This is a genomic window from Roseobacter sp. MED193, assembly GCF_000152965.1.
GTDB lineage: Bacteria > Pseudomonadota > Alphaproteobacteria > Rhodobacterales > Rhodobacteraceae > Pseudophaeobacter.
Map to the genome: position 1 here is coordinate 1250517 of NZ_CH902583.1, position 12212 is coordinate 1262728.

The following is a 12212-nucleotide window of genomic DNA, read 5'->3' on the forward strand; positions in this document are numbered from 1 at the left end:
TGCTTGCCGGACGGGACACCAGACCTAAGGTCCCTGGAATCGTTAGCCGCGCTCCCCAGCGTCTTGTTTCAACCGGGTCATAAAGGCCACTGAAATGTGGTCTTTCAAGGCCTGCCCTGCGGCCTCTTCGTCGCGGGCCTCAATCGCCGCAACAATCTTTTTGTGTTCCGCCTGGGCAATCTCGCCACGTCCCTCCGCCGCCAGCGAGGTCGTAGCCATCAATGCCATGGAGCGATGCACAAGGTTGAGCTGTTGCACCAGATAGCGGTTATGCGAGGCCAGATGGATCTGTTCATGGAACCGTCGGTTTGCCTTGGCGAGATCTGTCGGCTTACCAACCAGTGCATCGTCTTCGCGCACCATGTCTTGCAGCACGCGTACTTCTTCTTCTGTGGCGTGACGCGCGGCCAGGCTAGCGGCAAGGCCTTCCAGCTCGCGGCGCACCATATACAGCTCAGCCATCTGGTTGTGATCCAGTGAAGCTACGATCAGCGAACGCCCGTCTCGCTCCAACAAGGACTGGGTCTCCAACCGCTGCAGGGCCTCGCGGATCGGTGTACGCGACACCCCAAGTCGATCCGCAAGGTCACTTTCGACCAAGCGGTCCCCTGGTTTGTAAACCCCTACGTCAATGGCTTCCAGAATAAGGGAATAGGCGTCTTTCTGGCTACTGCGGTTCTGGTTCATCAGGTTTCCATTCAAATGGTAGGTTTGTATTCCTACAGCTCACGACTGGGCAATCAAGCCTTTGCCGAGACTTAGCGCAAGAAAGCCACGAAAGAAGCAGCTGCAATTTGATCCTTTCGGCAACCAAACCCCATTGCAAAACAAAGCCAGCCTGCCTACAGCCTCCCTATGGTCAAGAAAGCATTCTCTCACGTGCGTCACTGGGTCTTTGATCTGGACAATACGCTCTATCATCCGTCCGCCCGGCTGTTCGATCAGATCGAGGTCAAGATGACCAACTATGTGATGGCGGAGCTGGGCGTCGATCAGGCAGAGGCGGATCATCTGCGCAGCAGCTATTGGCGCGACCATGGGACGACCCTGGCCGGTCTGATGCGGGAACATAAAATGGATCCGCTTCCCTACCTGGAGGCGGTGCATGATATCTCCATGGACCACCTGCCCAAGGACCCCGACCTGGCGGCCTGTATTAAGGCCCTGCCCGGTAAGCGCATTGTCTATACCAATGGCAGCGCACCCTATGCCAAACGGGTTCTCGCAGCCCGGGGGCTGGACGGGTTGTTTGACGGGATCTACGGCGTTGAACACGCCGAATTTCGCCCCAAGCCCGAGCGCGCGGCCTTTGATATGGTATTTGACAAGGCCGGCATTCACGCGGAAACCGCCGCCATGTTCGAGGATGATCCCCGCAACCTGACCGCCCCATATGCCATGGGGATGCGCACCGTGCATGTGGCCCCTGAGGCGCTTGAGTGCGATACAGAGACCCGCCACATCCATCACCATACCGATGATCTGGCCGGGTTCCTTGCCAAAATTCTCTAGGCGTTCACCAACAACGCTGCCTTTGGACGCTTTGCCGCAGGTAAGCCCGCGAAAAAGGCAACAAAGAGACCTCAAAAACGCATCTTTATAGACCCATATTACTTGGGCCTAACACTCCATAAGGATCGCGCGCATGGCCCTTGCCTATACCCTCCCTGACCGTCTCCCACTCTGGCAACGCATTCTCTTTGCTGTTCCCCTGTTAGGGCGGATCTCCAAAGAGGTCGCCTATGGTGACGCAGAGAATTTCTACTATGCCCTTGGCATCCTGGTCTGCCTCTGGGGAAGTTCCATACTGCTGTTTGGCATCCCAGGTCTCTATCTTCCTGCCGTGGCGCTGGTGCCAGTGATGTTTACCCTGCTCATCGCAATTTCACGCGGCTAAAGGCCGACTTTGGCTCATACCCCGTGGTGGGGCGACATGCCGCTTGTCTTTGCCCTGTCCGCGGGCCTATCTGGAACAGAAAGACGAAAGGCACGGCAATGGCAGAGACATGTGATATTCTGGTTTCCGGTGGCGGCGTCGCCGGGCTGACAGCGGCGGCCACCTTTGGCGCGGCTGGGTTCAAGGTCATCTGTGTTGATCCGACCCCGCCGGTGATCCAGCGCGATGCCCATGGCTCTGACCTGCGCACCACAGCCTTTTTGCAACCCGCCCAGGAGCTGTTGCAGCGCTTTGGCTTGTGGGAGCGGCTGGCCGACCATGCCGCCCCCTTGCAGATCATGCGGATTGTGGATGCTGGGGGCGATAAGCCTGAACCCCGCGTGATCAAGGATTTCAACGCAGCCGACATTTCGGAAAAACCCTTTGGCTGGAACCTGCCCAACTGGTTGCTGCGACGCGAGATCCTCGCCCGGATCGAGGCCCTGCCGAATGTGGAGTTTCGCCCAGGCACCGGTACCAAATCGCTGTTTACGCGCACAAATGAAGCCCGTGTCACCCTAAGCGATGGCGCGCAGATCCAGGCCAAACTGGTTGTCGCCTGTGATGGCCGGGACTCGCCCATGCGCCAAGCCGCAGGCATTGGGGTAAAAACCACACGCTACGGACAAAAAGCCCTGGCCTTTGCGGTGACCCACCCTGTGCCGCATGACAATGTCTCAACCGAAATCCACCGATCTGGCGGGCCTTTCACCCTGGTGCCGCTGCCAGATTATCAGGGCAAACCCTCCTCTGCCGTGGTTTGGATGGAACGGGGCCCGCGGGCTGACGCTCTGCAGAGAATGCAGGCCACAGCCTTTGAGGCGGAGATGACCCAGCGCAGTTGTGGGCTGTTTGGCGATCTCTCCCTGGCGTCGCGCCGCAGCATCTGGCCGATCATCAGCCAATCTGCTGAACGGATGGACGGCCAGCGCCTGGCCTTGATGGCCGAGGCTGCCCATGTGGTGCCCCCGATCGGTGCTCAGGGGCTGAATATGTCTTTGGGTGATCTGCGGGTGCTGCTGGAACTGGCCGAAGCCCGCCTCGAAGGCCTAGGGGATGCACAGATGCTCAGCGCCTATCACAAGGCCCGACACAATGAGATCATGCTGCGGGTGAAGGGCATTGATCTGCTCAACCGCAGCTCAATGATCGAGGCCCGCCCCTTGCGGGATCTGCGGGCAATGGGTCTCAACGCGCTCTACTCTCTCGCCCCGGTACGCCGCACTCTGATGCAGATGGGACTTGGGGTTAAGTAAACCGAGCCCCCCTTCATTTCCCCCGAGATCAAGTTAAGGGAACCAGCTTTCCCGCCGGGAAAGCTGGGGCCTCCGGCGGGAATATTTTAGGAAAGATGATGCGCCTAGAGCACTTTATCTAGGACGTTCCTCAAGCGCTGCAGCGTCGCTTCGACGTCATAGAGTTTGTCGAGGCCAAAAAGACCCAAGCGGAAGGTTCGGAATTCGGCAGGCTCATCGCATTGCAGCGGCACACCGGCGGCGATCTGCATGCCCAGGGCGGCGAATTTCTTGCCGGTCTGGATCTCTGGGTCACTGGTATAGCTCACCACCACACCCGGCGCGCCAAAGCCATCGGCCGAAACCGAGGTCACGCCTTTCTCCTGAAGCAAGGCGCGCACCCCATTCCCAAGCGCCCATTGCGCATCGCGCAGTTTCTCAAAACCGAATTCTTTGGTTTCCAACATGGTATCACGGAAGGCGCGCAGCGCATCCGTGGGCATGGTGGCGTGGTAGGCATGGCCGCCGTCCTCGTAGGCCTGCATGATAGCGCGCCATTGTTTGAGGTTCAGGGCAAAACTGTCAGAGGTGGTTTCCTCAAGCCGCGCCAGTGCCTTGTCCGAGAACATCACCAGCCCTGCGCTGGGAGAGGCGCTCCAGCCCTTTTGAGGCGCCGAGATCAGCACATCCACACCATTGGCCTGCATATCCACCCAGGCGCAACCCGAGGCAATGCAATCCAACACCATCAGTGCGCCAACCTCATGAGCCGCAGAAGCCATGGCGGTGACATAGTCATCGGGCAGGATAACCCCAGCGGCGGTTTCCACATGTGGCGCGAAGACGATGCCTGGCTTTTGCGCGCGGATTGCGGCGGTGACCTCGTCGATGGGGGCGGGCGCAAAGGGCGACTGCGCCGTATTGCCGCTTTGGCGGGCCTTCAGCACCGTGGTTGAGGCGGCCACGCCACCGGCCTCGATAATCTGGCTCCAGCGATAGGAGAACCAGCCATTGCGCACCACCAAGACATCCTGCCCCTTGGCAAATTGCCGGGCCACGGCCTCCATCGCATAGGTGCCGCCACCGGGGACCAGCGCCACAGCCTGGGCCTGATAGACCTCTTTCAACATCGCATTGATGTCGAGCATCACCTGCTGAAAGGCCTTGGACATATGGTTGAGTGAGCGGTCGGTGAAAACCACCGAGAATTCATCCAGCCCCTGCGGGTCTACGCTGTCCAATAGTGCCATCTAACTCTCCCTAAATCTGTGCACGCTGGTATCTGGGCCCAGCCTATATCGGTCAGCCTCGCCGGGTTAGCCCGCTTCCCGCAACAAGACTGTCTAAAAATCGCGAGGAATGATCCGATCAGCACTGTTTCGGAGCCCATAGGCAACGGCCCAGGATCAGCGCGCCCTGTTCAGTGGACCAAGTGGCCCTGGCCGGCGCTCTTCGCTGAGCAGAACATTGGCATCCACCGAGCCTACGCCTGGCAAGAGCATGATCCGGCGGCGCAGTACGCGTTCGAAATCAGCAATATCACGGGCAGTAACCCGCAGACGATAGTCATAGAGCCCCAGCACATGTTCTACCGTCTGCACCTCGGGAATGGCGGACACGGCGCGTTCAAAGTCCTCTAGGCTGACACGGCCCTTTGTCCCCAATTTGACCCCCAAAAACACGGTGACACCAAAGCCCAGTTTCTCGCGGTCAAGATCCAGCTGCCGCCCGACAAGGATCTTAAGATCCTGCAAGCGTTTGATCCGGCGCCAAGTGGCAGGTTGGCTGAGGCCAAGTTCTCGCCCCAGGGCCCCGGCCGATTGGCTGGCATCCTGGCTCAGCGCTCGCAGCAGGGCAAAATCGATCTCATCCAGGTCGCTCATAGCGGCAGGCTTTCGTTGCTTTTGATCCGCGCCACATGCATCAGCGCTTCGATGTCGGCGATATGCGGCAGGGTGAGAATGGCGCTGCGATAGATCTGCTGATAATGCGCCATATCGCGGGCAATCACCGAAAGGCGCACATCCACCTGGCCAAGAAATGTCTGGATCTCCAGCACCTCGGGGATCTCCCGGGCCTGGGTGATAAATTCGTCAAAGGCCCGCGGGTTGGTCTTGTCCAGAGTAAAGCGCAAAGAGACCTCTACCGCATAGCCAAGAGCGCGCCAGTCGATCACCGCACGTTGGCCGAGAAGAATACCCGCCTCGCGCAGCTTGTCCAACCGCCGCGACAGGCGCGATGGCGTGAGACCGAGGCGTTCCGCCAAATCCGGAATCGATTGTTCCGGGTCGCTTTGCATGTGACGCAATATGCGCCGATCCAGATCATCTAGCATGTTTACCTCATAAATCATCAAATTGACGAATGATAGTTGCAAAAGTTGTAAAAGAACTGCGGAAATCAGCGGTGCTTTTCCTGACAGGCAATCTATGATGCCAGCAAACGACAACCCAAGAGGATCTCTGATATGCGCGTATATTATGACCGCGATTGCGACGTTAACCTGATCAAAGACAAAAAAGTGGCCATCCTGGGCTACGGCAGCCAGGGCCACGCCCATGCGCTGAACCTCCGCGATTCCGGTGCAAAGAACCTCGTGGTTGCGCTGCGCGAAGGCTCTGCCTCTGCGAAAAAAGCCGAAGGCGAAGGCCTGAAGGTTATGGGTATCGCTGAAGCCGCAGCCTGGTGTGACGTGATCATGTTCACCATGCCCGACGAGCTGCAGGCCGAAACCTACAAGAAATACGTTCACGACAACATCAAGCCAGGTGCTGCTATTGCATTCGCCCACGGCCTGAACGTGCACTTTGGCCTGATTGAGCCCAAAGAAGGCATCGACGTCATCATGATGGCGCCCAAAGGCCCAGGTCACACCGTGCGTGGCGAATACACCAAAGGCGGCGGCGTGCCCTGCCTGGTTGCTGTGAACACCGACGCCACCGGTAAAGCCCTGGAAATCGGCCTGTCCTATTGCTCCGCCATCGGTGGCGGCCGCTCCGGCATCATCGAGACCAACTTCCGTGAAGAATGCGAAACCGACCTGTTCGGCGAGCAGGCGGTTCTGTGTGGCGGTATCGTTGAACTGATCCGTTGCGGCTTTGAAACTCTGGTTGAAGCTGGCTACGCGCCAGAGATGGCCTATTTCGAATGCCTGCACGAAACCAAGCTGATCGTTGACCTGATCTATGAAGGCGGCATCGCCAACATGGACTACTCGATCTCCAACACTGCGGAATACGGCCAGTATGTCACCGGCCCACGCATCCTGCCATACGAGCAGACCAAGAAAGCGATGAAAGAGAGCCTGCAGGACATCCAGTCCGGTAAGTTCGTGCGTGACTTCATGCTGGAAAACGCCGTTGGTCAGCCCACCATCAAAGCCTCGCGTCGTGCCAATGACGAGCACCAGATCGAAGTTGTTGGTCAGAAACTGCGCGACATGATGCCTTGGATCTCGGCCGGTAAAATGGTCGACAAAGCAAAGAACTAAGGGGCCCGCAGCGCAGGCTGCAGCCCTTACTCTGCAGGGGCGCTCCAAGCAATTGGGGCGCCCTTTTTCTCTCTAATGGTTTGGGAAGCTCTCAATGGAACATGCCACTATCAGGAATGCCGCCTACGGCATGAAAGAGCAAATCCTAGAGTGCAGTTTCTCAACATACGAAGCACACCGAACTAGCCAACCATTTGCCTTCCCTGAGAACATGCATACAGCTTTGATCGCCCCTTCGATCGAAGAGTCGTTTGTCAACGACAGAGGTGCCCCCCTGCCGGAGAGCCCAAACATATTTGTCGCAGAGGTCAAAGGAACCTTTGCAGGCTACGTGCAACTCAGCCGGTTTGCCCTTGATACACCGCAAACACTCCCTCTCTGCGTCATTTCAGATATCTTCGTCTTGCCCGAGTTTCGCAAACAGGGCCTAGCAAGCCAGTTACTCAGCCATGTTAAGCAGCTCGCAATAGAAAACCGATGGAGCAATTTGACCGCGACGGTTTGGGCTCCGAACCAAGCGTCAGCCCGATTATTTGAGAAAGAAGGCTTCACGATACAAAGTACCTGTTTTCGGTTCGGACCGACAAATCAGGCGATTGACCTGCCCCCTGCGCCAGCGCAGAACGGAGGCATCCTAAGTCGTATCCTGCCTTTCCTCAAAACGGCCGCTTTATACATTGTGGCCCTTCAAATTGCCGTTGCCTTAGGCATCTCTCTTTCCGGAAGTTGATTTTCAAAAAGGAAGACCAAATGACAACCGCCCCCGGCGCCAGCAACTGGATCAAACTGATCATCCTCGGCCTGATCTGGGGGTCTTCCTTTATGGCCGTTACCATCGCACTCAACGGACTGGGACCGGTGAGCATTGCCGCCGCACGGATCACCCTGGGGGCGGTGTCGCTGCTGATCATGATCTCCCTCATGGGGATACGCCTGCCCTCCCTCCAGAACCGGATCGGGCGTCAGGTCTGGCTGTGTGCCTTGGGGATGGGTTTCTTTACCAATGCGCTGCCCTTCTCATTGCTCAGCTGGGGACAGACCTATGTGGCCAGCGGCTTTGCCGGGGTCTGTATGGCCGTGGTGCCATTGTTTGTTTTGCCGCTAGCGCATTTCATGGTGCCTGGAGAACGCATGACCCTGCACCGCACTCTGGGCTTTACCATCGGTTTTGGCGGCGTCTTGACTCTCATCGGGCTCAAGGCTTTCGCCTCTGCGGGCAGCGACTTTGAATCTCTGGCGCGGCTGGCTTGCCTGGCTGCGGCGCTCTGCTATGCCATTGGTTCGATCATCACCCGCCTCTGCCCAAGCGTGAATATGCTCTCCCTTTCCGCAGCGGCCCTCAGCTGTGGCGCAGTGATGATTATCCCAACCGCGCTCTGGCAGGAAGGACTGCCAAGCCTACCAGAGGGGCGCTCACTATTGGCTGTGCTCTATCTTGGACTGGTCCCAACGGCTTTGGCGCAGGTTATGCTGGTGCAGGTCGCGCGCAGTGCTGGTCCCAGTTTCCTGTCAACGGTAAACTACCAAGTCCCTGTCTGGTCAGTATTTTTTGGCGCACTCTTGCTCGATGAGACCCTACCACCTCAGCTCTTTGCTGCTCTTGTTCTCATCCTTGGCGGGCTGTTGCTAAGCCGGGCGCCAGCCCATCGGCAACGCCCCTGACGCTTCACCTAGCGCGAAGCAAAAGTCATTGACCTCAGGGTCGCAAGCCCCTCTTGTGCAGACCTAATAGGAGCGCAGAATCTATGCCAGATCGAATGGCAAAATACTGGCTGATGATCGCCACGCTCGGGTTTGTCTGGGGCGGGACTTTTCCGCTGATCAAATTTGCTCTCGAGGGGATGACACCCTTTTGGCTTGCTGCCGGGCGTATCGGGTTTGCTTCAGTCTTGCTTGGCGCGATTTGGGCTTGGCGCGGCTTCACCCTGTTCAAGGGAGAGGCCAGCTGGCGCGCGGTGCTCGTGATTGGCACCTTCAGTACCGCCCTGCCCTTTATGCTGATCAATTGGGGGCAGCAGCATGTTTCTGCTGGGTTTACTGGCCTCAGCATGGCCGCTATCCCGCTCATCGTCCTCCCTTTGGCACATCTGTTTGTCCCAGGCGAACAGATGGTCTTGCGCCGCACCCTTGGGTTTGTGATCGGCTTTGTCGGCGTCGCTATCTTGATCGGAGGAAAGGCCTTTGAGAGCAGTAGCTCCGGGCTGGAGCTTTGGGGCCGTCTTGCCTGCATTTCAGCTGCCGGCTGCTATGCTGTCAGCTCCATCCTCACGCGCCGTCTGCCGCCGGTGGATCCTCTCGGCCTCGCCGCAGTTTTGCTGGTGATTGGCGCTGCGATCATCCTGCCCACCGCCTGGGCCATAGAGGGCCCGCCAGCGATGCCGGATGGACAAACCCTCGCAATCATCGCCCTGCTCGGGCTGATCCCAACAGCGGCAGCCAATTTTCTGCGAGTCATCGTGGTGCGCGAAGCCGGACCGACCTTTATGACCCTGACCAACTACCAGGTGCCAGTCTGGGCTGTTGTTCTGGGGGCTGTCTTTCTGGAGGAAGCGCTGCCCAGTTCAATGCTCTTGGCGATGGTTTTGATCCTCAGCGGGCTTTGCATCAGCCAATGGGGCGCCTTGACCCGGCTATTTGGAAAATCCTCGTAGGGTTTAGCGCTTGGCCTACCGCGTGGCCTGCCACAGACGAAGAGCCTGAGCAGTTTCAGCGACATCATGCACACGCAGCATCTGCACCCCATTGGCCACCCCGGCCAGGGCCACCGCGATGGAGCCCGGTGCGCGTTTGTCCGCCTGAGGCTCCTGCCCAATGTCACCAATAAACCGCTTGCGCGACACGCCCAACAAAATCGGGCACCCCAGCCCATGAAACAGGCTCAACCCCTTGAGAAGGGTCAGATTATGCGCCTGAGTTTTGCCAAACCCTATGCCGGGATCAACCACGATCTGATCCCGCAGGATCCCCGTTGCTTCCAGCCGGTCCACCTGCTGTTCCAGGTAATCATAGACATCGAGCAGCACGTGGTCATAGCGGGGATCATTCTGCATGGTTTCAGGGTCACCCTGCGAATGCATCACACATACCGGGGCACCGGCCTGGGCCGCCAGCGGGGCCAGCGCGGCATCAAAGGTGAAACCAGACACATCATTGACCAGCTGCGCCCCCGCATCCAATGCCTCCATCGCCACGGAGGCTTTGCGGGTGTCAATCGAGATCGGCACTTCGGATATGGTGCGAATAGCGGCAATCACCGGGCTGGTGCGAGCGATTTCTTCGTCTTCTGGCACGAAAGCCGCGCCAGGTCGGGTGGATTCACCGCCGATATCGAGAATATCAGTCCCTTCCGCCATCATTCGTTGCGCCGCTTCGACCCCCGCATCCACACCCGCATGACGACCGCCGTCGGAAAAACTATCTGGCGTTACGTTCAGAATACCCATGATTTTGGGGCGGGTCATATCCAGGCCCGCGATGGCGGCACGCCGGAAGGTCAGCCTATGGCGAACCTCAGCCGGAACCAGCCCAACCGGCACAATCCGCGGCGGTGCCTCGCGAGTCAGCAGTTCCACTTCTGAAAACCAAAGCGAGCCACCTGCAAGCGGCAATGCCCCTTCGGGGCGGGTCTCGCCATGCCGTACCAGTGGCCGGTAATACATCACAACTGGGTCTGCTCCACATTGACGACGCGCAGCGGCACCTGCGGGCTATCAGGAGACTCAGCGCCAATAACAATCATTTCGCCCGCCTCAAAGGTTGCCGCAAACCAGGCGGCCAATGCAACCGATTCAGAAGGAGCCGCCGAGGGGCCATCCACAGCGTCCAGAACAATTTTGGACGGGGCCCAGACGCAAATTTGCCCATTTTTCATAGCCCAATCAAGCTCGGTGCGGGTGGCAACAACCACGCAACGATCATCCTTGGCGGCCAGGCGCCAGGCATTTTGTTCGATAGAAAGTAAATCAATTCGACGCTGTGTCATCTTGTGACCAGTTTGGGGCGCCTCAAGCGGATGCGCACCGACGCAGAGAATCAGCGGACGCTGGCGGCTTTCCATCTGATCGATCCAGGCTTTGAAATTCGCACTCTCGATCGCCTCGTTTGACAGATACATCAGGCGCGGATGCGGCGGCTCGTCCTCTTCGACGGAGTGGCTGACTTGATCAGTAGAGCGGACGATCTCCACCCCCAATGCACCTGGGCCACGGTCCAGTTTTTCAATGCGCACAAAAACCCGCACCGCCTGGGGTTCTTGCAGGATGCGTTCCGCTACACGTTCTGCCAGGGTTTCCAGCAGGTTGAGCCGCTCAGCCGCCAATTCATATGCGATGGCTTCCGTCACCTTGTCATAGGACAGGATACGATCCACATCATCATCCAGATCTGCGGGCGGCGGCGTCACCTCTACAACAACGTTAAAGCTGATCCGCTGGGTATTGCCGCGCTCGGCCTGAAAGGCACCAATCTCGACCTCTACCAGATGATCCCGCAATGAAATCCGGTCCAGAGGACCAGGCTTGGCCGTAGCGGCGGCTCGTTCAGAGGGATGCTCAAAGGCAAGGCGGACATCTGAAGACATGGTAAATCGGGCCTTTGGCTGGCAAGAACTTTGACGTCATTCGACACGTAGACCACACTCTACGCATTTGACCGTGCCTTAACAGGCCCGCTAACGCCAGACTAGGCCCAGAATGCGGCGTGACAGGTGTTTTACCCTGCTAAGCCATGGCGATCTTGCTTTTCCAACCGTTTAGCCACCACCCCCGAAAGGCGGATCACCCCTTGTGACTGCAAGCTTAGCCCCTCACTCGCTCGAGGCGGTGCGGTAGCGATCATCGCGGTAAAACAAATGTACACCGATGCGGGTGGTTTTGGTGAAGCTGCGGCTCCAGCGCGGGCTGACTGCCGTGGTGTGATAATAGGTTGCCCCCTGGGTCAGATCGGGCGCAGCCCCATCGATCACCATCCGCGCGATTTTGGCACCCCGAACATAGGCGTTTTTCTCCCGTATCACCTCCTCGTGGCCATCACAGGTATAGGTGAACTGGCACTGATAGCGCCGTCCGGTTCCCTGATTGATCACACCACAAAGCGAGTTGGGAAACTGCGCGGAATTGACCCGGTTCATTATCACCTCAGCCACAGCAAATTGGCCTTTGACCGTCTCGCCACGTGCTTCAAAATACAGCGCCTCAGCAAGGCAGGCGAAATTTTCGTCTCCGGTGGCCACAGGCTGCTCATCCAACCAGGCCTTAGAGAAAGTAATCTCCGCAGGTTTGGTTGTCTTGGGGCGAATTTTAAACCCCAAGAAGCTGGACAGGCGCGCGCCAGGAACTGTGTTCAGGGTCGATTGCTCGCGCTTGAAAAGGGCGCTCAAGCCGGTTTCGGCCTTGGCCATTTGTCCCGTCAATGTTGTTGCCGCCAGCAGGGCAGCCAAGGTCAGGAATTTCATGTCAAGGATCCTCAAATTGTCCACTTGCACACGGCCTCCCCAGTCCGATGTGATCGCTCCCTTTAACCACATTCTGGCAAAACGTCCAGTTCTGGGGCT

At 58.1% G+C, this 12212-nt stretch carries 14 protein-coding genes; 7 read left to right on the plus strand and 7 right to left on the minus strand.

Annotated features, from left to right (window positions below):
* Window positions 1-42 precede the first annotated feature (42 nt).
* Window positions 43-687 (minus strand): GntR family transcriptional regulator, encoded by a 645-nt coding sequence (locus tag MED193_RS08435; RefSeq protein ID WP_039966037.1) that lies wholly within the window; start codon window positions 685-687, stop codon window positions 43-45.
* A 168-nt stretch (window positions 688-855) separates the two neighbouring features.
* Here MED193_RS08435 and MED193_RS08440 point away from each other — a divergent pair, with 168 nt between their 5' ends.
* From MED193_RS08440 to MED193_RS08450, 3 genes are all read left to right on the plus strand, one after another.
* On the plus strand, window positions 856-1512 hold the full coding sequence (locus MED193_RS08440; protein WP_009809271.1) for a pyrimidine 5'-nucleotidase: 657 nt from the start codon (window positions 856-858) through the stop codon (window positions 1510-1512).
* Between the two features lie 133 nt (window positions 1513-1645).
* Window positions 1646-1897 (plus strand): hypothetical protein, encoded by a 252-nt coding sequence (locus MED193_RS08445; protein WP_009809272.1) that lies wholly within the window; start codon window positions 1646-1648, stop codon window positions 1895-1897.
* 98 nt (window positions 1898-1995) lie between these two features.
* Complete coding sequence (locus MED193_RS08450; RefSeq protein WP_009809273.1) at window positions 1996-3192, plus strand: UbiH/UbiF family hydroxylase; 1197 nt, start codon at window positions 1996-1998, stop codon at window positions 3190-3192.
* A gap of 104 nt (window positions 3193-3296) precedes the next feature.
* Here MED193_RS08450 and MED193_RS08455 read toward each other — a convergent pair whose 3' ends face one another.
* The 3 genes from MED193_RS08455 to MED193_RS08465 all read right to left on the minus strand — a co-directional run bounded on the left by MED193_RS08455 (window position 3297) and on the right by MED193_RS08465 (window position 5506).
* On the minus strand, window positions 3297-4421 hold the full coding sequence (locus MED193_RS08455) for an aminotransferase class V-fold PLP-dependent enzyme (protein ID WP_009809274.1): 1125 nt from the start codon (window positions 4419-4421) through the stop codon (window positions 3297-3299).
* 156 nt (window positions 4422-4577) lie between these two features.
* A complete protein-coding gene (locus MED193_RS08460) occupies window positions 4578-5054 on the minus strand; it encodes an Lrp/AsnC family transcriptional regulator (protein WP_009809275.1) in 477 nt (158 codons plus the stop codon).
* Window positions 5051-5506: an Lrp/AsnC family transcriptional regulator gene (locus MED193_RS08465; protein ID WP_039966040.1), complete on the minus strand. Its 456-nt coding sequence runs from the start codon at window positions 5504-5506 to the stop codon at window positions 5051-5053. The genes MED193_RS08460 and MED193_RS08465 overlap by 4 nt, the downstream gene beginning before the upstream one ends.
* 132 nt (window positions 5507-5638) lie before the next feature.
* Between MED193_RS08465 and ilvC the strand changes: the two genes are divergently transcribed.
* From ilvC to MED193_RS08485, 4 genes are all read left to right on the plus strand, one after another.
* Entirely contained in the window at window positions 5639-6661 is a 1023-nt protein-coding gene (gene ilvC, locus MED193_RS08470; protein ID WP_009809277.1) for a ketol-acid reductoisomerase, read from the plus strand.
* A 94-nt stretch (window positions 6662-6755) separates the two neighbouring features.
* Entirely contained in the window at window positions 6756-7391 is a 636-nt protein-coding gene (locus tag MED193_RS08475; protein ID WP_009809278.1) for a GNAT family N-acetyltransferase, read from the plus strand.
* Window positions 7392-7411: 20 nt separating this feature from the next.
* Window positions 7412-8323 (plus strand): DMT family transporter, encoded by a 912-nt coding sequence (locus MED193_RS08480; RefSeq protein ID WP_009809279.1) that lies wholly within the window; start codon window positions 7412-7414, stop codon window positions 8321-8323.
* 83 nt (window positions 8324-8406) lie between these two features.
* Window positions 8407-9312: a DMT family transporter gene (locus MED193_RS08485; protein ID WP_039966042.1), complete on the plus strand. Its 906-nt coding sequence runs from the start codon at window positions 8407-8409 to the stop codon at window positions 9310-9312.
* Window positions 9313-9327: 15 nt separating this feature from the next.
* On the opposite strand, the gene folP is transcribed toward MED193_RS08485, so the two are convergent.
* From folP to MED193_RS08500, 3 genes are all read right to left on the minus strand, one after another.
* On the minus strand, window positions 9328-10323 hold the full coding sequence (gene folP, locus MED193_RS08490) for a dihydropteroate synthase (protein ID WP_039966044.1): 996 nt from the start codon (window positions 10321-10323) through the stop codon (window positions 9328-9330).
* Entirely contained in the window at window positions 10320-11240 is a 921-nt protein-coding gene (locus tag MED193_RS08495) for a dihydroneopterin aldolase (RefSeq protein WP_009809282.1), read from the minus strand. Before MED193_RS08495 ends, folP begins: the two co-directional genes overlap by 4 nt.
* Before the next feature lie 225 nt (window positions 11241-11465).
* Window positions 11466-12113, minus strand: a complete 648-nt coding sequence (locus MED193_RS08500; RefSeq protein WP_009809283.1) for a cell wall hydrolase — start codon at window positions 12111-12113, stop codon at window positions 11466-11468.
* Between the last annotated feature and the right edge of the window lie 99 nt (window positions 12114-12212).

Excerpts from the sequence above, each read along its gene's own strand:
- ilvC (WP_009809277.1), top strand. The coding sequence starts at position 5,639 with ATGCGCGTATATTATGACCGCGATTGCGACGTTAACCTGATCAAAGAC.
- MED193_RS08460 (WP_009809275.1), bottom strand. The coding sequence starts at position 5,054 with ATGAGCGACCTGGATGAGATCGATTTTGCCCTGCTGCGAGCGCTGAGC.
- MED193_RS08500 (WP_009809283.1), bottom strand. The coding sequence starts at position 12,113 with ATGAAATTCCTGACCTTGGCTGCCCTGCTGGCGGCAACAACATTGACG.
- MED193_RS08450 (WP_009809273.1), top strand. The coding sequence starts at position 1,996 with ATGGCAGAGACATGTGATATTCTGGTTTCCGGTGGCGGCGTCGCCGGG.
- MED193_RS08485 (WP_039966042.1), top strand. The coding sequence starts at position 8,407 with ATGCCAGATCGAATGGCAAAATACTGGCTGATGATCGCCACGCTCGGG.
- MED193_RS08440 (WP_009809271.1), top strand. The coding sequence starts at position 856 with ATGGTCAAGAAAGCATTCTCTCACGTGCGTCACTGGGTCTTTGATCTG.
- MED193_RS08475 (WP_009809278.1), top strand. The coding sequence starts at position 6,756 with ATGGAACATGCCACTATCAGGAATGCCGCCTACGGCATGAAAGAGCAA.
- MED193_RS08455 (WP_009809274.1), bottom strand. The coding sequence starts at position 4,421 with ATGGCACTATTGGACAGCGTAGACCCGCAGGGGCTGGATGAATTCTCG.
- MED193_RS08495 (WP_009809282.1), bottom strand. The coding sequence starts at position 11,240 with ATGTCTTCAGATGTCCGCCTTGCCTTTGAGCATCCCTCTGAACGAGCC.
- MED193_RS08445 (WP_009809272.1), top strand. The coding sequence starts at position 1,646 with ATGGCCCTTGCCTATACCCTCCCTGACCGTCTCCCACTCTGGCAACGC.
- MED193_RS08435 (WP_039966037.1), bottom strand. The coding sequence starts at position 687 with ATGAACCAGAACCGCAGTAGCCAGAAAGACGCCTATTCCCTTATTCTG.
- MED193_RS08465 (WP_039966040.1), bottom strand. The coding sequence starts at position 5,506 with ATGCTAGATGATCTGGATCGGCGCATATTGCGTCACATGCAAAGCGAC.
- MED193_RS08480 (WP_009809279.1), top strand. The coding sequence starts at position 7,412 with ATGACAACCGCCCCCGGCGCCAGCAACTGGATCAAACTGATCATCCTC.